We start from the raw sequence: 21865 nt of genomic DNA on the forward strand, positions 1-21865 counted from the left end.
GCCGGCACGGCTAGGCGTCCGCCCGGCGCAGGATCTGGCGGGCCTGCGCGACGAGCGGCGCGTCGATCATCTGGCCGTCGAGCAGGAAGACGGCACTGCCCTCGCTGCCCTTCACCACCCGCCGGGCCCAGGCGACGTCCTCGTCGGACGGCTGGAACGCCCGGCGGACGACGGCCGCCTGTGAGGGATGGATGCACGCCTTGGCCACGAAGCCGGACGCGACGGCCTCGTCGGCCTCCGCGGCAAGGCCGGCGACGTCGGCGACGTCCAGGAAGACCGTGTCGATCGCCGGCACGCCGGAGGCGGCGGCGTGCAGCAGGACGGTGGACTTGGCGTGCCGCGCGACGTCGCGGTACCGCCCGTCGGGCAGCCGGCTCGAGCTGCCGCCGAGCGACGCCATCAGATCCTCCGCGCCCCACATCACGCCCGCCAGGTTCCGCGCGCGCACCACCTCGGCGCTGGCGAGGACCCCGCGCGCCGTCTCGCACAGCGCGACCACCTGGTAGGGGTCCGCTTCCTCGACCTCGCGGACGTCCTCGGTCTTCGCCAGCATGATCGTGCGGTACCCGGTGCGGGCGAGGCAGCGGATGTCCTCGTCGTAGTCGGCGGTCGACCGCGGGTTCACCCGGACGATCACGCGGGCCGGATCCACGGGGTGCTCGACGAGCGCCACACGGGCCTCAGGGCGCCGCGCGGGGGCGACCGCGTCCTCGAGGTCGAGGATCACGGTGTCCGCGGCCGCCAGGGCCTTCTCGTACCGGTCCGGCCGGTCCGCCGGGCAGAACAGAAGCGACGATCCCAGTGCCCAGTCGGTCACGCTGTCTCCCACCTCGAAACTCCCGGCAGAACATCGACCACCGGATACGTCAGCCGGCGTCCGGGCCGGCAGGCTCCCCGCCGGCGCCCTCACCGGCCGGCAGCCGCAGCATCAGCGCGGTCCGCTCGGCCTGCGCGACGAGCACGCCGCGCTGGTTGCGGGCCCGGTGCACGAAGACGACGATGCCGTTCGCCGGCCGCGAGCGGGAATCCCGCTTCGACAGGACCTCGGTCTCGGCGTAAATGGTGTCGCCGGCGAGGACGGGCGCGGGGAAGCTGATGGCGCCGAAGCCGAGGTTCGCCACCGTCGTGCCCTGCGTCAGCTGCGGGACGCTCAGCCCGACCATGACCGACAGGGTCATCATGCTGTTCACGAGCCGCTCACCGAACTCCGTGGACGCGCTCGCGGCGGCGTCGAGATGCAGGCTCTGCGGGTTCATCGTGAGAGTGGAGAAGAAAGTGTTGTCGGCCTCGCCGAGGGTGCGGCCCGGGCTGTGCACGTAGATCGCGCCGGTCTGCAGCTCCTCGAAATAAAGCCCGCGCTGCTGAATTCGCGTCACATCTCCGCCTGATCTGTCTGCCCGATTTTCGCCCGCACTATTCCACCGACGATTTTCCGGATTATCCGTCCCGCGACGAACTGTACTGTACGGACCAGCCAGCGCGACTGTCAACGCGCGTATACGCGGTCGCCGCGCCCCGGACTAACCCTTATAGCAATTTCGCGCGCGACGGTCGACCGTTAGCCGCCGATAGTGGTCGACGTCGCCCGTAGCGCACCGCCCGGCGTCGCGCACGGCCCCGGCAGGGCCCGCGGCTCGGCACGCGAACTTCCACCCATCATTCAAAGTGAGCGTTTCCTCTCCGATGTCAGGCCAGGCCGGACGGCACTCGTCCCACCTCCGACGAGGGGCTCCGGCGGACGGGCCGGGCGGGCGCGGGAGGCAGGGGGTCTTGCGGGTTGCCCGCGTCATATGTTTACACTGACGTCAACTTTGAACGTCGGCTCGGAAGAGCCGTCATCCGGCGGACACACTGCGGCGCCGCCCCCCGGTCGCGCCGTCGGCGCACCAGGGCGGGACGGGCGATGACATCGGAACCGAAAGTCCAGCTGGCGCTGACGCCCGACTCGCGCTGGGACGTCGACACAGCCGGCCTCGTGGCGGCGGCCGCGGGCGCCGGGTTCGGGTCGGTCGGGCTCGCCGAGGCCAACGCCGACGCCGCCGGAGCGGCCGTCCTCGCCGCGGCGGGCCTGCGCTGCCACGAGATCCTGGCCCTGATCGTGACCGACGACGAGCAGGCCACGATCGACCAGGCTCGCCGGGTCGCGAAGGCCGCGGCCGCGGTGAACGCCCGGTGGGTCCTGACCGGCTTCCGGGTGGGGCTCGACGAGCGGAGCGCCCCGTTGATCGCCCGGTGCGCCGCGCTGTTCGCCGCCGCCGGTGCCGGGATGGCGGTGGAGTTCAGCCCGCTGGGCGGCACGAAGTCGATCGCCACCGCCGTGGACATCGTGGAGGCCGCCGGCCCCGACCGCGCGGGCGTGCTGATCGACACGTGGCACTTCTTCAACGGGGAGAGCACCTGGGAGCAGCTCGAGCAGGTGCCCCTGGACCGCATCGCCTACGTCCAGTTCGACGACGCGCTCCCGCCGATCTCCCCGAACGGGATCAAGGAGACGATGCACCGCCGCGCCATGCCCGGCGAGGGGATCTTCGACCTCGAGCGGTTCGCCGCCACCCTGCTCGACCGGGGCTGGTCGGGCCTGGTCAGCGTCGAGGTGCTCAACGCCGAGCTGCGTGGGCTGCCCGTCGCCGAGTTCGCCCGCCGCGCCTACGAGACGACCGCCGGGTTCTGGCGATGACCTCGCGCCGCCCACCCGGGACGCGCGCGTGACCAGGACCGGCGCCGGTCCTGGAGCCGGCGCGGCCCGCGCCGGAGCCGGTGCCGGTGCCGGTCCTGGCGCTGCGGCCGGTGCCGGTGCCGCCGCCGACAGCCGTCCCGACGGTGGCGGTGGCCCCCGCTCGCGCCGCGGAGCCGAGACCAGGGCGCGCCTCGTCGAGGCCGCCAAGGCGGTCTTCGAGGAGAAGGGCTACCACGACACGCGGGTGGCGGACATCGCCGAGCGCGCCAGCGTGTCGCACGGGTCCTTCTACCACTACTTCGACTCGAAGGACCAGATCTTCCGGGAGGTGGCGGCGGTCATCGACGCCGCCCTCAGCGCCGGGATGGCGATCATCCTCGCCCGCAACTCGAGCATGTCGCCGCACGAGCGGCTGACCGAGGCGATCCGGGTCCACTTCGAGGCGTACCGCGCCGAGGCGCGGATCATGAGCGTGATCGAGCAGGTCTCCCGGCACGACGAGCAGGTCTACACCGTCTGGACCCAGCTTTTCGGCCGCCACTCGGACGACGTCGCCCGTTCCATCGAGCAGCTCCAGCGCCACCGGCTCGCCGACCCCGACCTCGACCCGGCCGTCACCTCGGCCGCTCTCGGCGCGATGATGTGGCGCTTCGCCGAGCAGTGGCTCGTGCAGGGCCAGCCCGTGTGCGACTTCGACGTCGGCATAGCGCAGATCACCAGGCTGTTCGTGAACGCGCTCCAGTTGCGCGACCCTACGGGGATCCCCCACGACGAGCCGCGGCGGCCCCCGGCACAGCCCGGGAGCACGGGCGGCGCGGGCGATCCGGCCTCGTCCGCCCACCAGTGAAGGAGACGAGACGGATGCGCACCCCCGGCGGCGACGCGTGACCACACCGACGACCGACCTGCTGGACCTGACCGGCCGGGTGGCCGTTGTCACCGGCGGCGGGACGGGCATCGGGGCGGCGGCGGCGCGGCTGCTCGCCGCCCACGGTGCCGACGTGGCCATCGCCGCGCGCACCGTCGACGACCTGGAGCGGACCGCGGCGGACATCCGGGCCGCCACCGGCCGCCGCTGCCTGCCCGTGCCGACGGACGTCAAGGACGAGCAGCAGGTGATCCGGCTGGTGCGGCGCGCCGTCGAGGAGCTCGGCCGGATCGACGTGCTGGTCAACAACGCCGGCGGCACCCGCATGGGCCCGCTCTCCTCGCTGCCGACCAGGGCCTGGGACGCCAGCTTCGATCTCAACGTGCGGGCGGCCTACTTCTGCACCCGGGAGGCCGGCCGCCACCTGGTGGCGCAGCGCTCGGGCGCGATCGTCAACATCTCCTCGGACGCCGGCCTGCACGGGGTCCGGGGCGGCGCGCACTACGCCTCGTCGAAGGCCGCGCTGCAGATGTTCACGACGGTCACCGCGGCCGAGTGGGGGCGCTACGGGGTGCGCGCCAACTGCCTCGCCGTCGGGCCGGTCGCCTCCGAGCGCGCGGTCGAGGCGTGGCGCGTCGCCGGCATCGACACGTCCGAGTTCAGCACGGCCACCCCGCTGGGCCGGCCAGGGACGCCCGCGGAGGTCGCGAACGCGATCCTCTTCTTCGCCAGCGACGCGGCGTCCTACATCACCGGGCAGACCCTCGCCGTCGACGGCGGCCCGAGCCTGGGCGGGATCCGCGACACCTGAGGCGCGACTCAGAACCTCGTGCGTCTCCTGAGCGGACGCCGAGCCCGCCCCGGTTCGAAATCACCAGATCATGATCGTGAACGCCGACCCAGCACCGTCAACATTGTTGACTATCTTGATTGTTGACCATCGTGACCTGGTCTCGGGAGGACGAAGGGAACGGCGGCGTGGGACTCGCGACAGGTCCGCCCCGCGCGCAGCACCCGTGACCATGGGGCGTGGCAGGAACGACGGCTGACGGCACAGCCGACACAGCAGGCACGACACCTTCTCCGGGCGAGTGCGGCCGGTTCTGGGAGGACCGTTACCGGCGCACCGACCGGATGTGGACGGGAGCCCCCAACGAGCTGCTCGTCCGGGAGGTCGGCGGGCTGGCGCCTGGGACGGCGCTGGACCTCGGGTGCGGCGAGGGCGGTGACGCCGTCTGGCTGGCCGCCCGGGGCTGGCGGGTCACCGCGGTCGACGTCTCACCCACGGCGCTGGCCCGGGCCGCCGGCGCCGCGGCGGCCGCCGGCGTCGACGCGGGGGTCACCTGGCGATGCGAGGACCTGGCCGACGGCGTCCCCGAGGGCTCCTTCGACCTCGTCCTCGCCCTTTTCCTGCACTCCCCGGTCGGCATGCCGCGAGCGGAGGTGCTCCGCGCCAGCGCCGCCCGGGTGGCCCCGGGCGGGACGCTGCTGGTGGTCGGGCACGCCGGTGCCCCGTCCTGGGAGCCGAGGAAGAAGCCCCACACCAGGCTCGCCGGTCCCGACGACGTCCGCGCCGAGCTGGGCGCGGCCACCGAGGGCTGGGCGGTGGAGCTGCGGGAGATGTACGAGGCGCCCATGTCGCGCCCGAACGGCCAGGTGGGCTTCCGGGTCGAGAACGCCCTGCGCCTGCGGCGCCCGACCTGACCGGGCACCCCGGAAGTGGGCGACCGCCCGGCGGCGGGCCCCACGCATTCCCCGGCCAGGGGGCACAGGACGAGATCGGCCCCGCGCCCCCGTCGGGGAGGCGCGGGGCCGACCGGGCGTCCGCGGGAGCGGTCAGGTGGTCACGATCGACACGCCGGCCGTGCCGGGCGCGCCGTAGAGCTGGGCGTAGCCGACCCGCGGGTTGCCGGGGACCTGCCGGTCGCCGGCCTGCCCGCGCAGCTGCAGGACCAGCTCGTGGATCTGGCGCAGACCCGAGGCGCCGACGGGCTCGCCGTTGGCGATCAGCCCGCCGTCGGTGTTGACCGGCAGCCGGCCGCCGATCTCGGTGGCGCCCTCCGCGAGCAGCTTCTCCTGGTCGCCGTCCGCGCAGAAGCCGTTCTCCGCCATGTGCATGATCTCGGCGCCGGAGTCGGTGTCCTGGACCTGGATGACGTCGACGTCCTCCGGGCCGATGCCCGCGGTCTCGTAGGCCGCCTTCGACGCGAACACGGTGGGGGCCTCGGCGTGCTCCACCGCGGCCCAGGAGCTGTGCACCTCGTGCGCGCCGTAGGTACGGGTCCGCAGCGTGCTCGCCCGCAGGTAGATGGGGTTGGACGTGTACTGGCGGGCGATGTCGGCGCGGCACAGGATGATCGCCGCGGCGCCCTCGTCCGGGCTGCAGAACATGTACTTCGTCAGCGGGTAGTTGAGCATCTGGGAGGTGAGGATCTCGTCCTCCGTCAGCGCCTTGCGACGGAAGGCGTTGGGGTTCAGCACGCCGTTGCGGTAGTTCTTCGCCGCCACCCGGGCCAGCGTGCGGTGCGAGATCCCGTGGTCGTGCATGTAGCGGTTGATCTTCATCCCGAAGAACTTCGTCGTCAGGAAGTGACCGATGTCGCCGTACCACGGCGGGGCGCTGTAGTGGACGGGATCGGCCGTGAAGGCGCCGAAGGCGTGCTTGTCCATGCCGACCGCGAGGCCGATGTCGTACTTGCCGTACCGGATCGCGTCGGCGGTCAGCTCCAGCGCGGTCGCGGCCGTCGCGCAGCCGTTGTAGACGTCCATGAACGGGATGCCGGTGAGGCCGAGCAGGCCCACGACCGCGTCGGGGTTGTCCACCTCACAGCTCCCGCCGAAGGCGAACTGGACCTGCTTCCACTCCAGGCCGGCGTCGGTGAGCGCGGAGCGGACGGCCTCGGCGCCCATCTGGATCGCCGACTTGTTGCCGAAGCGCCCGAAGGGGTGGATACCCACCCCGATGATCGCGACGTCCTCCATGTCAGTTTCCTCCCTCGGACGGCGCGAACGCGTACGACATCACCTGGGTACCGTCCTCGTCTGTGCGGAACGGGTAGATCACCAGCTCGAGCCCCATCCCGAACCTGATCTCGTCAGGCTTGCTGACGGTCAGGCGGCCCTCGACGCGCACGTCGTCCCCGAGCTGCACGAGGCCCACCGCGAACGGCTTGAAGGTCTCGGGCGTCTCACCGCTGGCGTAGGGCTCCTTGGGCAGGAACTCCTGGGTGGTCCACGTCCACAGGGTGCCCTCGCGCGGCAGCAGGCGCTGCTCCATCTCGAGCTTGCCGCAGCGCGGGCAGGAATCCTGCGCGGGGAACGTGACCGCCGCGCAGCTGCGGCAGCGGGCGCCGATCAACTGTGGTTTCTCCGCGGGCCAGGTGAACACGTCGGGAGCAAAGGGAATCTGTGCCATCAGAACACTCCTAGCATGGTGACCGGCCACGGACAGGTCACTGAAAATCATCCGGATGTCGGCCGGCGGAGGCCACGGCGCTCAGCTCGGCATCGGACGTCTTCGACGGACCGCACCGGTGTCACCTCGCCCCGGGACTCCGCGAACGCAGGTGGCCGGGTTCCGCCGATCGCGTGGGCCGCGGACCAGCGCACGGCCGGGACGAGGGACGAGCAACGGGATCCGGCCCTCCACATCGTGCGGATCGTGCGCCGGGCGCCGGCGATCAGCGGGTCGCCCGAAGGCGCACAGCCCCCGGGTAGGGGCAGCATATGCACATTCCCGACGTACCCGCACGGGAAACGATCTGGCGGCGGAGCGACGGTCCCGGCAACCGGATCACCGCGGTGGACGGGCCCGCGGCCCGGCCAGGCCGGCCGGGGGTGGCACCCACCGCCGCCCACGGAATGTCGCCGTGACCCACATCGGCCGCGGGCCGCGATGACTCGCGGAGTCGGGCGCCGACCACGGCCGGTGGCGGCCGGCGTCGCACGGGGCACCGGGCGCGGCACCCGAATCCCGGCCCGCGGCCGGCCGGTATCGCTTTGAACGGGAAAGATCCCATTCCGCAACCGCGGAGTCACCCGACCTGGATAACCGTGTTCACGGGGTGAGTGAGGCGCGCCAATCAGCAAAGGCGGCTGCGGGTACACCCACCTCTATCCACACCGCCGGTAGCACGTACCAGTACCTCACCGCTCACATTCGTGAATCTGCCGCAGACAGGTGACCCACGGTCACGACGAGTGCGTTCCGGCGAGTGAATGGGTAGGAAGGGCTCTCGGGTGCCGCTCGGCGCCCGGCCAGTCATGCTTTCGACACGACGAGGTGGCCAGTGAGCCTGAGCATCCGCAACCAGCTGACCGGAACCGTAAGCGAGATCACCCGGGGGGCGGTGATGAGCACGGTACTGATCACGCTGCCCGGCGGGCAGAGCCTGACCGCGGCGGTGACACTCGACGCCGTCGACGACCTCGGCCTCAAGGAGGGCTCGGGGGTCGACGTCCTGATCAAGTCCACCGAGATCTCGCTGGCCACCGGCAACGTGGACGGCCTGAGCATCCGCAACCAGCTGCGCGGCACCGTCTCGAGCATCGAGACCGGCGGCGCCATGGCCGTGGCACATGTCACCCTCGAGCAGGGCGGCGAGCTCACCGCGGCGATCACCCTCGCCGCCGCGGCCGAACTCGGCCTGGCCGCGGGCACCGCCGTGACCGCCCTGGTCAAGTCGACCGAGGTGGCCGTCGCCGCCGCCTGACGAGTCCAGCGCGGCCCGCGTGCCCCCACCTGGCCGGGCCCCCTCCCCGCGGCCTCCGGGCCGCGGGGACAGCCGCCCGCCGCCGGCGCGGACCCGACCGGAGGCGATCCACGGCGGTACCCGGGCGGCACGTGCAGGACGGCGCTCGCTCCGCCAGTCGTGCCCTGCCGCGAAACGTGCTCGACCCCCGGAGGGTCGAGCGGGATCGGCCGGGCCACCGTGCGCCATTTCGCCCGCAACGGCGACATCGTCTGGTTCACCTACGCGTCCGGCCGGGAGCGCACCGCCGCCATTCTGGCCGAAATACGGCGCGAGAACGGCGCAGACGTCCAGGCCTTCGAATTCCACCAGAGTGATCGGGAAAGCCACCGGAAGCTGGCCGAGGTGCCTCCCGGTCCGCCCGGTGCGTTTGGTGCCGACGGACCTCCCCGCCGGGGACGGCGGGCGCCTGCCGTTCGTCTCCCGGCGGCCGGGCGATGGCCCGGCGCCCCAGGGGCCGGCGGCTCCCCACCCGAGGCCAACCGGCCGGAAGGGGGCGATGACGCACCGTCATCCACCCCGTCCCACCCGGCCGGGGCCGGCTTCGTGAGCAGGACGGACGTCCCGCCGGCGGGCCGCGGGCGCTCGCCGGCACGGACCTTCAGCAAACGGGGCACTCGACGTCAATAGGTAATCTCGGGACGATCCGGTATCAGGCCGGCTCGAGATCATGGCCGGTCGAGGAGGACTCAGCGGTGGCGGAAAAGGTTGGCCCGGAGTTCGGTCCGTTGGCGGCGCTGGCCGGTGAGTGGGAGGGCGACCAGGGGGTGGACGTCGCCTTCGGGAACACCGAGGGCTCGATGATCACGACCCCGTTCCGCGAGCGGGTCACCTTCAAGCCGTTCGGCCCGGTGGACAACGGCACGCAGCATCTCTACGGCCTGGACTACCACATGGCCGCCTGGCGGACCGGCGAGGAGAACCCGTTCCACACCGAGATCGGCTACTGGCTGTGGGACGCCGAGCTCGGGCATGTGATGCGCTGCTTCATGGTTCCCCGCGGCCAGGTGTTGATCGCCGGCGGCACCGTCGCGCCGGACGCGACCACCTACACGCTGCGCGCGGAGGTCGGCTCGACGGTGTACGGCATCCTGTCCAACCCGTACCTCGCGCGCGCCGCGAACACCACTCTCTACGAGGTGACCATCGCCGTCGCCCCGGACGGCAGCTTCACCTACGACTCCACCACCACGATCGACCACGCGCGGGTGTCCGAGCCGGTCGCCCACACCGACCACAACGTGCTGCGCCGGCTGCCCGAGGCGTAGCCGAGGCCGCCCACCAAGCCCAAGCCCAGCGCCCTCGCACGGCACCTTCGCACGGCACCTTCGCACACTCCACCTTCATACGAACCACCGAGCGCCGGACTGTTCCAGTCCGGCGCTCGCGCATGAGGCAGCCTTCTCGCGCGCCCCCAGGCCACGACGGCCGCGATGCCGGCGCAGCGTGAACTGCACATATGACAAACAGGTCGCCCCGATCAGGAATCCCCCGCGGGAAACAAGGCGCCCTATTCTCAAAAGAGGCGACCATACGGGCACACATCTGTCTATTGACACGTGAGCCGTTACTAACGATGCTGGGTGACGCCCAGAGCGGGACATTTCCCCGCTCGCGCCAGGCCGGGCCGTACAAGCACCAGAGCATCTGAATTCTCTCCTGCAGCGGACGCACCCCCCGGCAATTGACCCTGCCTGCGTCCGCCCGGATTTCGTGACTTACGTCGGCGCACCCCCGCGGGCCGGTGGACCCTCGTCCACCCGCTCGCGGCCGAAGGATGCGCGTCATGCCCGCAATTCAACTCTGGAGTCCGCCATGCCCGAAAACACGCCCGACGCCGTCGAATCCACCCCCGGCCTCAATCGCAGGCACTTAATCGGCACGGCGGCGATCGGCGCCGCCGCGGTCGGCGGTTTCACCGCGGGACCGGGTGCCACCCGGGCCCGGGCCGCCACCCCCGTGCCGGCCACTGTGCAGCGGGAGCGCGCCGTTGTCATCGGGAGCGGCTTCGGCGGCGGCGTGACCGCGCTGCGGCTGGCCCAGGTCGGCGTGTCGACGCTGGTCCTGGAGCGCGGGCTGCGGTGGCCCACCGGGCCGAACGCAACGACGTTCTGCCGCTTCGCCAACATCGACAACCGCTCCGCCTGGCTGACCGACCACGCCACGGTCGGCGGCGTCGTGAAGACGTGGGAGCCCTACACCGGGGTGATCGAGAGCATTCCCGGCAACGGAATCACGGTGAACTGCGGAGCGGCCGTCGGCGGCGGCTCCGTCATGTACCACGGCATGACACTGAAGCCCTCGAAGGCGAACTTCGCCGCGTCGATCCCGGTGGCCGCGAACCTCTACGACGAGCTGAACCTGTGGGCGTATCCGCTGGTGGCCAGCATGCTGGGAGTCTCCACGATTCCCAACGACATCCTGAACAGCGACCCGTACAAGTCCTCCCGGGTCTTCCGGGACGTCGCTCCGGGCGCGGGCCTGGAGCCGTTCCAGGTTCCCCTGCCGATCGACTGGCAGTACGTGCGCGGTGAGCTGAACGGCCAGTACCAGCCGACCTACACCACCAGTGACATCGCCTTCGGTGTCAACAACGGCGGTAAGCGCTCCATTGACGTCACCTACCTCAAGGCCGCGGAGGCGACCGGTCGGGTCCGCGTCGCGACGCTGCACGTCGTCCGCGACATCGCGCTCGACGCGAACAAGAAGTGGGTACTGACGGTCGACCGCATCAACACCGGCGGCATCGTCCAGGAGACGAAGGCCATCGTCGCGGACGCGGTATTCCTCAACGCGGGTTCCGCCGGCACGACCCGCCTGCTGGTGAAGTCCAAGGCGAAGGGGCTGATCCCCAACCTGCCGGACGCCGTCGGAACCCAGTGGGGAAACAACGGCGACCGCATCTACGTGTGGAACGGCATGAACGGCGACATCGGGACCCAGCAGGGTGGTCCCGCCTGCGTCGGCGGTCGCGACACCACCAGCTCGATCCCGCTCACCATCATCCACGCGGGCTCCCCCATTCCGAGTACCGCCGGCAAGCTGATGACGGTCGTCGGCTTCGGGATCGTGAACCCCGCCGGCACCTGGGCGTACGACTCCGCGAAGGACGACGCCGTCCTGACCTGGCCGTCCAGCGGTGACGCCGCGCTGCAGGCGCTGATCGCCGCGCGCATGCAGAAGATCGCCCAGGTGGGCGGCGGCATCATGATCGACACGAACGCCCAGGCGAACTCGACCTGGCACGCCCTGGGCGGCGTGCCCATGGGGTCCGCGGTCGACCTCTACGGCCGGGTCATCGGCCAGAAGGGCCTCTACGTGCTCGACGGCGCGCGGATCCCGGGCTCCACCGGCGCCTGCAACCCGTCCATGACGATCGCGGCCCTCGCCGAGCACAGCATGGCCAAGATCGTGCTCCAGGACGTCGGAAGCGTCTTCTAGGTTCCCGTTCCCGGCACGCCCCCGGGGTACCGGATCCCGCGACCTGCGGAATCCGGTACCCCCGGCCCGCTGCGGCGGAACCGACGCCCGCGCGGCCGGCGCGCGGGGGCCGCCCGACCGAGACGCTCCGCAGACGAACAGCCATAATTCGGTCATAACAGGACCGATCCTCGCGGTACGACCTCGACGTCACAGGTCAGCCGTTCCGCGAAGGCGACGGGGGCAACGCCGTGGATGGTCGGACGTAGCGGAGGGACGGGAAGTGGGCGACAAGCCGGCGGGTATCCGCCGCTGGAACAAGCTGGTGGAGGAGATCCCGACCGTCCAGCTACGGACGGATGTTCCGCACTCCGCGCGTATGTATGACTACTATCTCGGCGGAAAGGACAACTTCCCGGCCGACCGGGAGGGCGCCGAGCAGGCCATCGCCGTCTTTCCGAGCCTGCGGGACGCCGCCCGCCAGAACCGGGCGTTCATGGTCCGCGCGGTGCGGCACCTGGCCGCCGAGGTGGGCATCCGGCAGTTCCTCGACATCGGCACGGGCATTCCGACCAGCCCGAATCTGCACGAGGTCGTCCAGGGCGTGGACCCGGCCGCCCGGGTGGTCTACGTCGACAACGACCCGATCGTCCTGGCGCACGCCCGCGCGCTGCTCACCAGCAGCCCGCAGGGACGGACCGCCTACCTCGACGCGGACCTGCGCGACCCCGACAGCATCCTGGAATCCGAGCAGCTGCACTCGACTCTGGACCTCTCCCAGCCCGTCGCGCTCTCCCTCGTCTCGGTCCTTCACTTCGTCGAGGGCGACGAGCCGTACGCGATCGTGCGCCGGCTGCTCGAGCGGCTCGCTCCCGGCAGCCATCTCGTCCTCAGCCACGGCACCGCCGATCTCGACCCGGGCGCCCAGCGGATCGTGGACAGCTACCGGCAGCGGGGGCTCGCCTGCCAGTTCCGCACCCGCGACGAGGTGACGCGTCTCTTCGACGGGCTGACGCTGCTCGAGCCCGGCGTGCAGGTGATCCACCGGTGGCGGCCCGACGGCACGGCGGACGGCCTGACCGACGCCGAGGTCCCCGGCTACAGCGGCGTCGCCCGCAAGTAGGCCGCCCGCGCCGAACACGACGAACCGGCCGGCGCCAGGTGCTCCCCTCCGCCGCCGGCGGCCTCGTACAGTACTGCGATGGGCTCCGGCGTCCCGCTCCTCACCGACGCGTTCGGGCGGATCCGGGAGATCGTGCACGAGGTCGTCAGCGGGCTGACCCCGGACGAGCTGAACCACCGGCTGGACGGCCGGGCCAACTCGATCACCTGGCTCGTCTGGCACCTCACCCGGGTGCAGGACGACCACGTCGCCGCCGCGGCCGGGTCGGAGCAGGTCTGGTCCACGGGCGGCTGGGAGCAGCGGTTCGGGCTGGCCGTACCCACCGGGCCGCAGGCCGGGTACCGGGCGATCGGCTACGGCCACAGCTCAGCCGACGTCGACGCGGTACGCGTCACCGATCCCGGTCTGCTGCTCGGCTACCACGACGCCGTCCACGAGCAGACCGTCCGCTACCTCGGACAGCTGCGGGACGCGGACTTCGACCGGATCGTGGACGAGGCGTGGGACCCGCCCGTCACGCTCGGCGTGCGGCTGGTGAGCGTCGTCGCGGACGACCTCCAGCATGCCGGCCAGGCGGCGTTCGTCCGCGGGCTCGTCCACCCCGGCTGACCATCCGGCGCTCCCGGCACTCCGGGCCGACCGCCCGGCTGACCGGCGCTCCCGGCCGTCAGCCCGCCGGGGTCAGCCGGGGCCCCGGGGTGAAGGTGATCGGCACCGACTGCGGCGCCCGGTTGAACGTCGAGTGGTAGTCGATGTCCGCGCCGGGCTGCAGGCGGACGTCGACGAGGCGCGTGACGATCTCCTCGAGGGCGATGCGCAGGTTCATCCGGGCGAGGTTGGAGCCGGCGCAGCGGTGCGGCCCGGCGCCGAACGCGATGTGCCGGTTGCGGCCGCGGTCGAGGTCGAAGGTGTCGGCGTTGTCGAACTCGGACTCGTCCCGGTTCGCCGACGCCCAGTAGATGAGCACCCGCTCACCGGCCTTGATCTGGCGCCCGCCGAGCTCGGTGTCGTGCCGGGCCGTCCGGGCGATGCAGATGAACGAGCCGTCGAGGCGCAGCAGCTCCTCCACCGCGTCGGGGATCAGCTCCGGGTTCTCGCGCAGCCGCGCGAGGATCTCCGGGTGCCGGCAGAACCGGATCATCGACATCCCGAGCGCGCCGGCCGTCGTCTCCAGGCCGCCGAGGACGAGGAGCTGGACCGTCCCGACCGCCTCCGCCGGTGTGATCGGACGGCCCTCGATGTCGGCGTTCATGACGGCGTCGACGACGTCGCCGCGCGGGCCCTCCTCGCGCCGCTTCGCCATGAGCGCCCCGATCCACGCCGCCAGCTTCCCGTGGCTCTCCCGGGACTCCTCCAGGTGCGACAGCGACGCCAGGGTGGCCCAGTGGTTGACCATCTCGAGGTCCTCGGCGGGCGCGTGCAGCGCCATGTCGAAGAAGGCGAGCCCGGGCAGCGGGCGGGCGAACTCCGTCATGAAGTCGCACTCACCGGCCTCGACGAAACCGTCGATGAGCCGGTTCACGAGCGCCCGGGTCTGCTGCTCCCACTCGACGACGACGACCGGCCTGAAGTGGGTGTTTATCAGGCGCTTGAAGGTGCGCTGCAGCGGCGGGTCGATCGTCACCGGCAGGATCTTCATCGGCGTGGGGGTGTACGGGACGGTGATGCCCAGCTCGGAGCTGAACGTCTCCCAGTCCTGCGCGACCCGGAGCACGTCCTCGTATCCGGTCACCACCCAGAAGCCGTCGTACTGGTCGCTGTGCGCCACCGGGCACCGCGACCGGGCCAGGGCCAGCGTGGGGTGCAGATCGCGGGCGAGCTCGGGCGAGAGGTGGTCGAAATGGTGCTCGACCCACTCCGCGTCCAGCTGACCGGTAGCTGCGTCCGTCATCTCCACCGCACCTCGCACACGTCCATGTAAACGTCCCCAGTCGGGCAAACGGGCTGTGTCGCGAGCAGCGTACCAGTGAGTGAGTCCTCGCTAATCTTTTGTCGGCTCCGGCCTCGACAAGAGCGACCGGCCGGCACTTCACGCTGGGGCACAGGGCATCCGGGGACCCACGCGGTCCCCCGGACGGCGCGCGACCGAGGCCGGGAACGGCCATCCAGGACGGCGTTCCGCCGACGCCCACCACCGGCTGTGCGCGCACGGGCCAACGCCTCGGTGGCGGGGGCAGGCGAGACCCCACCTCAGTGCCGGGCGTAAGGGCGCAGGTATCGAGGCCCCCGGGTAGCCGGCAGCCGCCGGTGGAACGTCCCCGCGACGGAACCGGCGTGTACCTCGTTTGACGCCCTCTGTGCCGCTTGACGTCAGATGATGATTGATCTGGCGGCGAGCAGATGGTCGGCAAGGTCGAGATCACCCGTCCGCTCGATGAGCCTGAGTTCGCGGTCGCTCAAGGCCCCGGTAAACATTCGCCAGGCTACTGTTGCCGGCATCCGGACCAAAGTCGACGCGGCAGAAACTCGGCTTTCGGTGAGGTCCCAGCTTTCGCTGCGGCGTTGCAGCGTCCAGACGCCGGCCGCCTCTCCGGTGAACTCAGTGACCAGATCGATATCCGGGCCGGTTTTGGACCGGTAGTGGCAGGTCAGGCCCCAGATGAAGACGCCTAGCACAGTGCCCAGGTAGTAGTCGTCATCGAGTCCGGGTGCGCCAACGGCGGCACGGATCTGCTGGTCATGAACCCAGTGCTCGGTGAAATCCCGCCCGATGCCCAGCCATACCGGCACTGGCACGGGTCCCATCCAGGCAACCCGGCCGGTCGGCGCGTCCAACTGCATCTGGCCCCAGTACTCGTCCATCAGCGTCGCGGTGAAACCTAGCAGCTCACGTATCACCCGGGCGCTAAGAACCCGAGTGGTCTTCACCCAGCCGTCGTTCTTGGCATGCAGCGCGGCCGGCCACAGAATTCCCCCGGTCGGGGGCGTCCCGCCGTGATCGGTCCTCGGAACCAAAGCGGTCAGCGACGCTCCGACGCGGCGAACGAACGGCCGACGCCGTGCCGAAGCTGCGCCAGGGCTCCCGTATCTCTGAATGGCCATTGGCCCGGCGGCGCCGCGCTGCCACGGTTGTGCTGGGAGGGCCGCCGGATGGTCAGGTGTTGCCGGGCGGGCACTGACGCGGCGCGGGCTGCTCCGCCGCGGGCAGGACGACGTCGTGGGCGGTGGCGGTCAGCGACAGCCCGGACCCGCCCGTCGACGCCTCGACGATGTCGAGATCCAGCGGCAGCTGGCCGACCGGGATCTTGATCGGGGGCAGCAGGCCGCCCACGGGCACGGGGATCGTGGCGTTGATGGCCCCGCGCAGCGTCACCTCACTGGGGACGAGCGTGAGCACGTTGTCACGGACCTCGAAGGTGGTGACGCCCCCGATCTCCTGGGAGCCGAACAGCCACAGGTCGGTGCGCCCGGAGATCTCGACCCGCCGCCCGCCGTCGACCGGGTTCACCTGGAGGGCGCCGGGCAGCCCGGCCAGGTAGGTGTTGAGGTCGGCGTAGTCAAGCCGGACGGTCGCCCGGATGTCGTCAACAGGCACCGCGCCGACCGACCCGGAGATCATGTCCCCGAGCGGCACGTGGATGCCGGACAGCTGCGCCTGCACGGCGGAGATCCGGGGCCCCGGGGTGGCGATTCCCTCGATCGTCACCCCGATCTCCTCGAACTTGCCGAGCAGGATCTGGGTGAGGAAGGGGAAGCCGCCGATGTGCACGTCGCGCACGGTCGGCGCGGGGGCACCGCATTCCAGGCTCTCCGCCACACTGACCTTGATCTGCTTGGCCATCTGACCCTCGGCGACCGAGACCGCGGCCCGGTCACCCACCACCAGCAGCACGAAGCCGACGGCCGCCGCGACCAGGGCCCACAGCCACCGGCGCCGCCGCCGGCGTGCCGGAGCCGTACCGGCCGACGGGGTCGTCCCGGCCAGCAGCCGATGATCGTCCGGGGCGGATCCGTAGGACATCGTCGGAGGGATCGGCGGGCGGCCGGGCTCGTCGGGCTGGTGGTTCTCCTCCCACCGGTCCGTGCCCCCCGTTCCGCCGGCCGCCGGCCACGCCGGCCGGCCCGACTGGAACGCCCCGGCGGGGGGCGGGGGGGCCGGCTGCCCCGAGCGCGGGCCGGTGGCGGCCGCCGCGCCGGCGCGGTGGTGCAGGTCCATCGTCGGCTGGTCGCCACCCGGCGCTGGCCACTCGCCCGATGCGGGCCACTCGCCCGATGCGGGCCGTGCCCACGGTGAGCGGTGGGCGGGGATGTCGCCCTCGTCCGCGTGCTGGCCCGTCCCGTCACCGCCGTGGTTCACCGGGACATCTCCGCTCCGCTCCGCTCGGCGTCGGCCAGGCTCAGAGCCTACTGCCGCAGAAGTCGGGGTCCACCACCTCGATGCCCGTGCCCTCGGCGTTGACCCGGACGAAGGCGTAGCACTCGCGGAGGCGCCCGAAATCCTCGCCGAAGTCGGTTCTGGTGATGAGACCGCCAGCGTCATAGTCCTCCACGGCGCGCAGGCCGTCCATGAAGGACTGCCTGCTCGGGCACTCCCCGGCCTCCTCCAGCCCGCGGACGAGCATGTCCGCGACGACGTAGGCGGTCAGGGCGAGGGTCTGGTCCGGGTCGACGAGCTGGGGGGCGTACCGGGCCACCGCCGCCCGGTAGGCGCCGAGAGCCGGGGAGCTGACCTGGAACGGCAGGTAGTTGGCATAGGAGGTGACCCCCGCGAGCCGGGCACCGTAGGTCTCCAGCAGCTCCGCGCTGACCTCGCGGCCGGTCAGGATGACCTTGAGCGGTACCTCGGCCTCGCCCGCGGCGTCGACGAGCTGAGCGAGCGTCTCGGTGTCCATCGCGGCGACGAGGGTGTCGACGCCGTTGTTCAGCATCCACTCGGCGATCCGGGAGGCGCTCGCCCGTCCCGGCTGGTACTCGGTGACCTGCTCCGCGGGAATCTCGACGCCGGCGGCTCGCAGGCTCACGATCAGCTGGTCGGCGAACTGCACCGAGGTGCTCCCGCCCGCGTAGTCCCGGACGATCACCGCCCGGGTGCCACCGTGCTCACGGACGAACCGGCCGAACGTGTCGACCGACCCCCCGTCGGTGAAGAGGTAGGAGAACGAGAACATGTTCCGGTACCTGGACCACGCTTCCTCCACCGCGAGGCCGACCACGGGCACCCCCGCCTCGGCCAGGTAGGGAGCCCCGCCGGAGGTGGCGGTGCTCGTCTCCAGGACCGCGAAGACCCCCTCCCGTTCCACCAGCTGCCGGCTCATGGTCAGGTTCGTCGACGGGTTGGCCTGGTCGTCGCGCCACACGTAGCTGATCTGGCGCCCGTGCACCCCGCCGGAGGCGTTCGCGAGCCCGAACCGGGCGTCGATGCCGGCCCGCGCCGCGCTGAACGAGCTGGCGAGGCCACCCGAGTCCGGGTACAGCATCCCCACCTCGACCTCGTCCGCGGTGACGCCGGGCGCGACGCAGCCATCCGCGGTGTTCGTAGTGGCGTCGTCGCCCGCACAGCCGACGAGCGACGCCACGGATAATGCGGCCGCCACCGCACACAACACGGATCGAGCGGAGTTCATATCAGCCCCCAACCAAGAATCAATGTTCGTCCCACGCCATGTCGCGACACCGGCCCCGATAACCGAGGCACACGGGCGGGACCGCGCGCCTCGGAACCGCGGGCACGACCGCCAGGGATTTTCTGTATTCGGCCGGCATCCGCGTGCGGACACCCGCCATTGCCCCGCAAAAGAAAGCGTCACCCTCCTCGGGCCGATGACGGGCCGGGCGCGAGAACACCTGCCGCACGCCCACCGGACCAAAATCTCGGCTGTTCCTGCACCCTAACAGGAACAGGAACCGGACGGCATCAATGCACCCACCCGGCCGGGGCGGCAACTTCAGGACGATGCCCGCCAATCCCAATAATTGCTGTACAGCAAGTTCCGTATCGCCCGCCGGCTGGGCGGAAATGCTCCGCTCTGCGCCGGCCCCGGGGCGACCAAGGCCGGTCCCGTGATACCACCCGCCACAGCGGGAGTCCTCCGGGCGGCCGGCGCCGGGGCCGCTCCGGCTGTGGGGCGGCCGGGCGGCGGCACCGGCCAACCCCACGGCACCCGTACAGACCCACGGAACCCGCCGGGCTCGCGCGCCCGCCGGGCCCGCCGAACGCGCCGCGCCGGCGGCGACATCGCCAGGATAACCCGCGCACTCGCCGGGACGGCCGCATTGAATGCCGCCGGCAGACCAGCCCGGTCTCGACGCGAATTTCTTTCAGCTCCGGATCGACATTCCCGCGTACCGGGGCCGCGGAGCAATCAGGAAGATGCCGGCGAACGGTGGCGGCGAGCGGGCCTATTCCGGCAGCACCGCGCGGGCATGGGTGGCGGGATCAGCCCTCGCCTTCCCGGTAGCGAACGCCGAATTTCCGCGTTCAGCACCATCGGTGAACGCGCCGTCACGGGCGCAGGGAACGCGCTTCAGCCCTGCTCGCCGACGATCCTGTCCAGGTAGGCCTCGATGTCAGCAGCGCGTTCGCGCAGGTCATCGGCTGTTTCCGGCGCGGTCAGCGCCAGGAACCGGCCCGTTTCGATCGCGTCCGCGACGATCTCGCCCACCGGGTCGGCATCGAGAACCGGGAACCGCGGCCCCCGCGGCGGCTTCGGCTCCCCGAAGAAGGTGACGTTCTCGATGATGTTGGTCGCGACCCCGGCCGGGCACAGGCAGGTGACGCCGATGCCGCGCGGGCGCAGGTAGAGGGCCAGCGACTCCGAGAGCCCGACCACCGCGTGCTTCGTCGCCGTGTAAGGGAGGCGGTCGAACCCGTAGGGCAGCAGCCCCGCCGTCGAGGCGGTGTTGACGACGTGCCCCGAGCCCTGCGCGAGCAGCAGCGGCAGGAAGACGAGGTTGCTGCGCACGACGCCGAGCAGGTTGACGTCGATGACCCGCTGCCACGCCTCGAGCGGTATGTCCTCGACCGCGCCGACGGCCAGGATGCCGACGTTGTTCATGACCACGTCGACCCGCCCGAACCGGGCCAGCGCGAGATCGCGGGCGGCCTCCAGGTCGGCGGCGGCGGTGACGTCGCAGCGCGCCGCGACCGCCGCGTCGCCCAGTTCACCGGCGACGGCGGCGGCGCGGCCGGCGTCGACGTCGGTCACGACCACCCGGGTGCCGCGCCGGGCCAGCGAGTGCGCGGCGGCCCGGCCGATGCCGCTGCCCGCCCCGGTGATCACCGCGACCGCGCCGTCGAGTCTGACAGTCATGGCGTCCCCGCTCATCCGTGTGGCCGGCGCGCCCAGCCAGCTGCCGGCGCGGCGGGCTGGTCTACAGGAAGGCCGGCCACACCGCGGCGGCCGGGTCGGTGCGTTCGAGCACGGCGAGCGTCCGCGGTGAGGCGGGTGCCTTGAGGAAGCCGACCATGCCGTCGAGGAGGTCCGTGACCTGCAGGGCGAAGGGCACCACGGGACGGCCGTGCGCATGTGCGCGCTCCCGGTCGGCGGCGGCGTCGACGATGAACGCCATCGCCTGCGCGACACGGCGGGCACGCAGCGGCTCGACGAGGTGGGGCAGGAACCCGCCCAGGCGCTCCTGGAACTCCCGCACCGAGTCGCGGAGCGCCGCCGGCAGGCCCTCGAACACGTCGCTGCGGCCGTACTGCCGCAGCATGTCGACGAAGCACAGGTAGTGGCTGCCGGGCAGCTCGCTGTGCTCCAGCAGGGTGCGCACCTGGCAGTCGAGCAGCGAGCGCAGGTCGTCGGGCCGGTGCTCGGCGATGAGCAGGGTGCGCCGCTCGTGCAGCCAGGGCAGCCTGTACTCGAAGATCGCCTGGACGAGCTGGTCCCGGGAGCCGAAGTGGTACTGCACGGCCGAGTTGTTGCCGTTGCCGGCCGCCGCGCCGATCTGCCGCAGCGAGATCCCGTCCAGGCCGTGCGCGGCGAACAGGCGCTCGGCCGCGCGGACGATCTGCTCCTTCGTCGACGGGGTCACCACCGGCATGCGCCGGATACAAACACCGCGCGGGAGAGCAAGTCAAGCGCCTTACCGGTAAGACGCCCGACTTGCCAACCCGGTGCTCCGGCTACGGCTTGCGGCCGACGCCGCACGACTCCAGCGGCGCGAGCGGCTCGCCGGGCTCGGGGACATGCCGCCAGTACGGCGGGGAGACGATGCCGGGCTCGACGAGCTCGAGGCCGTCGAAGTAGCGGGAGATCTCCGCGACCGAGCGGTAGTGGTATCCGTTCCCGACGGTGGTGACCTGGTTGAGGTCGTCGACGGTGAGGTCCTTGCGGGTCTCCGGCTCGGACGTCCGGTCGTCGGACCCGTCCTCGAGCACCATGAAGCTGCCCGACGGCAGGGCGTCGCGCAGCCGGCTCACGATCGAGTAGGCCTCGTCGAGATCGGGGATCAGACCCATGATCGACATGAGCATCAGGCCGATCGGCTTCGTGAAGTCCAGGGTCTCGGCCGCGAAGTCGAGAATGCGCTCCGGGTTGCGCGCGTCGGAGTCCAGGTAGGTGGTGACACCCTCCGGGGAGCTGGCGAGCAGGGCGCGGGCGTGCGTGAGGACCATCGGGTCGTTGTCGACGTACACGACCCGGCATTCCGGCACGAGGCGCTGGGCCACCTGGTGGGTGTTGTTCTCGACCGGCAGGCCCGTTCCGACGTCGAGGAACTGCCGCACACCCTCCTCGGTGACCAGGTGGGTGATCGCCCGCGCCAGGAACGACCGGGACGCCCGCGCCACGTCGAGGATCTGCGGGAAGACCGCGATGGTGCGGTCGCCGTGCGCGCGGTCGACGGGGAAGTTGTCCTTGCCGCCGAGGTAGTAGTTCCAGACCCGGGCCGAGTGCGGCCTGGTGGTGTCGAACGTCGGGGGCGGGTAGTTGGTCACGGCGCGTGAGCTCCCGTTCGAGGGCCATTTCTGGCGAGGGCCGATGCTGTCTCCGTCGTATCGGCCGAAATCGTAAGACCTGTTAAGGCGGTTCTCGCGACTGGGGCTGGTCACAGCCCCCGACACGCCGCGAGGGCGCGGCCTCCGT

The 21865-nt window shown here is 71.4% G+C and carries 21 protein-coding genes; 10 read left to right on the top strand and 11 right to left on the bottom strand.

Annotation, left to right across the window (positions count from 1 at the left end; all coding sequences use genetic code 11):
• Nucleotides 1-10: 10 nt before the first annotated feature.
• Both FMEAI12_RS15995 and FMEAI12_RS16000 read right to left on the bottom strand, forming a co-directional pair.
• On the bottom strand, nt 11-817 hold the full coding sequence (locus FMEAI12_RS15995; protein ID WP_112106642.1) for a CoA ester lyase: 807 nt from the start codon (nt 815-817) through the stop codon (nt 11-13).
• A gap of 49 nt (nt 818-866) precedes the next feature.
• The gene (locus tag FMEAI12_RS16000; protein WP_112106643.1) at nt 867-1376 is read right to left on the bottom strand and encodes a MaoC family dehydratase; all 510 of its coding nucleotides are present in this window, start codon (nt 1374-1376) and stop codon (nt 867-869) included.
• Between the two features lie 527 nt (nt 1377-1903).
• On the opposite strand from FMEAI12_RS16000, the gene FMEAI12_RS16005 reads away from it, so the two are divergent.
• The 4 genes from FMEAI12_RS16005 (at nt 1904) to FMEAI12_RS16020 (ending at nt 5249) form a co-directional block, all read left to right on the top strand.
• Nucleotides 1904-2677, top strand: a complete 774-nt coding sequence (locus tag FMEAI12_RS16005; RefSeq protein WP_112106644.1) for a sugar phosphate isomerase/epimerase — start codon at nt 1904-1906, stop codon at nt 2675-2677.
• 28 nt (nt 2678-2705) lie between these two features.
• The gene (locus tag FMEAI12_RS16010; RefSeq protein ID WP_112106645.1) at nt 2706-3524 is read left to right on the top strand and encodes a TetR/AcrR family transcriptional regulator; all 819 of its coding nucleotides are present in this window, start codon (nt 2706-2708) and stop codon (nt 3522-3524) included.
• A 37-nt stretch (nt 3525-3561) separates the two neighbouring features.
• Nucleotides 3562-4356 (top strand): SDR family NAD(P)-dependent oxidoreductase, encoded by a 795-nt coding sequence (locus FMEAI12_RS16015; protein ID WP_112106646.1) that lies wholly within the window; start codon nt 3562-3564, stop codon nt 4354-4356.
• Nucleotides 4357-4574: 218 nt separating this feature from the next.
• Nucleotides 4575-5249, top strand: a complete 675-nt coding sequence (locus FMEAI12_RS16020; protein WP_112106647.1) for a bifunctional 2-polyprenyl-6-hydroxyphenol methylase/3-demethylubiquinol 3-O-methyltransferase UbiG — start codon at nt 4575-4577, stop codon at nt 5247-5249.
• Nucleotides 5250-5381: 132 nt separating this feature from the next.
• Here the strand turns inward: FMEAI12_RS16020 and FMEAI12_RS16025 are convergent, their stop codons facing one another.
• Together FMEAI12_RS16025 and FMEAI12_RS16030 are read right to left on the bottom strand one after the other, a co-directional pair.
• Nucleotides 5382-6527, bottom strand: coding sequence for a thiolase family protein (locus tag FMEAI12_RS16025; RefSeq protein ID WP_112106648.1), 1146 nt, complete (start codon nt 6525-6527; stop codon nt 5382-5384).
• Nucleotide 6528: 1 nt separating this feature from the next.
• Nucleotides 6529-6960 (bottom strand): Zn-ribbon domain-containing OB-fold protein, encoded by a 432-nt coding sequence (locus FMEAI12_RS16030; RefSeq protein WP_071063286.1) that lies wholly within the window; start codon nt 6958-6960, stop codon nt 6529-6531.
• An 874-nt stretch (nt 6961-7834) separates the two neighbouring features.
• On the opposite strand from FMEAI12_RS16030, the gene FMEAI12_RS16035 reads away from it, so the two are divergent.
• From FMEAI12_RS16035 to FMEAI12_RS16060, 6 genes are all read left to right on the top strand, one after another.
• Complete coding sequence (locus FMEAI12_RS16035; RefSeq protein WP_112106649.1) at nt 7835-8257, top strand: TOBE domain-containing protein; 423 nt, start codon at nt 7835-7837, stop codon at nt 8255-8257.
• A 219-nt stretch (nt 8258-8476) separates the two neighbouring features.
• A complete protein-coding gene (locus FMEAI12_RS39955) occupies nt 8477-8926 on the top strand; it encodes a hypothetical protein (protein WP_200835307.1) in 450 nt (149 codons plus the stop codon).
• A gap of 65 nt (nt 8927-8991) precedes the next feature.
• Complete coding sequence (locus FMEAI12_RS16045; RefSeq protein ID WP_071063289.1) at nt 8992-9564, top strand: heme-binding beta-barrel domain-containing protein; 573 nt, start codon at nt 8992-8994, stop codon at nt 9562-9564.
• Between the two features lie 547 nt (nt 9565-10111).
• Nucleotides 10112-11737 (top strand): GMC oxidoreductase, encoded by a 1626-nt coding sequence (locus tag FMEAI12_RS16050; protein ID WP_112106651.1) that lies wholly within the window; start codon nt 10112-10114, stop codon nt 11735-11737.
• Between the two features lie 262 nt (nt 11738-11999).
• Nucleotides 12000-12839, top strand: a complete 840-nt coding sequence (locus FMEAI12_RS16055; RefSeq protein ID WP_112106652.1) for an SAM-dependent methyltransferase — start codon at nt 12000-12002, stop codon at nt 12837-12839.
• Nucleotides 12840-12917: 78 nt separating this feature from the next.
• Nucleotides 12918-13448 (top strand): DinB family protein, encoded by a 531-nt coding sequence (locus FMEAI12_RS16060; protein WP_112106653.1) that lies wholly within the window; start codon nt 12918-12920, stop codon nt 13446-13448.
• Between the two features lie 58 nt (nt 13449-13506).
• Here the strand turns inward: FMEAI12_RS16060 and FMEAI12_RS16065 are convergent, their stop codons facing one another.
• The 7 genes from FMEAI12_RS16065 to FMEAI12_RS16095 all read right to left on the bottom strand — a co-directional run bounded on the left by FMEAI12_RS16065 (nt 13507) and on the right by FMEAI12_RS16095 (nt 21717).
• Nucleotides 13507-14730, bottom strand: coding sequence for a cytochrome P450 (locus FMEAI12_RS16065; RefSeq protein ID WP_112106668.1), 1224 nt, complete (start codon nt 14728-14730; stop codon nt 13507-13509).
• Nucleotides 14731-15149: 419 nt separating this feature from the next.
• Nucleotides 15150-15707 carry a hypothetical protein gene (locus FMEAI12_RS16070; protein WP_112106654.1) on the bottom strand — a complete coding sequence of 186 codons (558 nt, stop codon included), beginning with the start codon at nt 15705-15707 and terminating at the stop codon, nt 15150-15152.
• Between the two features lie 226 nt (nt 15708-15933).
• Nucleotides 15934-17136 (bottom strand): DUF2993 domain-containing protein, encoded by a 1203-nt coding sequence (locus FMEAI12_RS16075; RefSeq protein WP_112106655.1) that lies wholly within the window; start codon nt 17134-17136, stop codon nt 15934-15936.
• 40 nt (nt 17137-17176) lie between these two features.
• Entirely contained in the window at nt 17177-18373 is a 1197-nt protein-coding gene (locus FMEAI12_RS16080; RefSeq protein ID WP_112106656.1) for an ABC transporter substrate-binding protein, read from the bottom strand.
• 930 nt (nt 18374-19303) lie between these two features.
• On the bottom strand, nt 19304-20089 hold the full coding sequence (locus FMEAI12_RS16085) for an SDR family oxidoreductase (RefSeq protein WP_071067153.1): 786 nt from the start codon (nt 20087-20089) through the stop codon (nt 19304-19306).
• A gap of 61 nt (nt 20090-20150) precedes the next feature.
• Nucleotides 20151-20822, bottom strand: coding sequence for a TetR/AcrR family transcriptional regulator (locus FMEAI12_RS16090; RefSeq protein ID WP_112106657.1), 672 nt, complete (start codon nt 20820-20822; stop codon nt 20151-20153).
• Nucleotides 20823-20904: 82 nt separating this feature from the next.
• Nucleotides 20905-21717: an SAM-dependent methyltransferase gene (locus tag FMEAI12_RS16095; protein WP_112106658.1), complete on the bottom strand. Its 813-nt coding sequence runs from the start codon at nt 21715-21717 to the stop codon at nt 20905-20907.
• Nucleotides 21718-21865 lie beyond the last annotated feature (148 nt).

Source organism: Parafrankia sp. Ea1.12 (genome assembly GCF_900465275.1).
In the GTDB taxonomy this organism is placed as follows: domain Bacteria; phylum Actinomycetota; class Actinomycetes; order Frankiales; family Frankiaceae; genus Parafrankia; species Parafrankia soli.

Coding starts and splice junctions, on each gene's coding strand:
- FMEAI12_RS16005 (WP_112106644.1), top strand. CDS start 1,904: ATGACATCGGAACCGAAAGTCCAGCTGGCGCTGACGCCCGACTCGCGC.
- FMEAI12_RS16030 (WP_071063286.1), bottom strand. CDS start 6,960: ATGGCACAGATTCCCTTTGCTCCCGACGTGTTCACCTGGCCCGCGGAG.
- FMEAI12_RS16050 (WP_112106651.1), top strand. CDS start 10,112: ATGCCCGAAAACACGCCCGACGCCGTCGAATCCACCCCCGGCCTCAAT.
- FMEAI12_RS16090 (WP_112106657.1), bottom strand. CDS start 20,822: ATGCCGGTGGTGACCCCGTCGACGAAGGAGCAGATCGTCCGCGCGGCC.
- FMEAI12_RS16085 (WP_071067153.1), bottom strand. CDS start 20,089: ATGACTGTCAGACTCGACGGCGCGGTCGCGGTGATCACCGGGGCGGGC.
- FMEAI12_RS16060 (WP_112106653.1), top strand. CDS start 12,918: ATGGGCTCCGGCGTCCCGCTCCTCACCGACGCGTTCGGGCGGATCCGG.
- FMEAI12_RS16025 (WP_112106648.1), bottom strand. CDS start 6,527: ATGGAGGACGTCGCGATCATCGGGGTGGGTATCCACCCCTTCGGGCGC.
- FMEAI12_RS16065 (WP_112106668.1), bottom strand. CDS start 14,730: ATGACGGACGCAGCTACCGGTCAGCTGGACGCGGAGTGGGTCGAGCAC.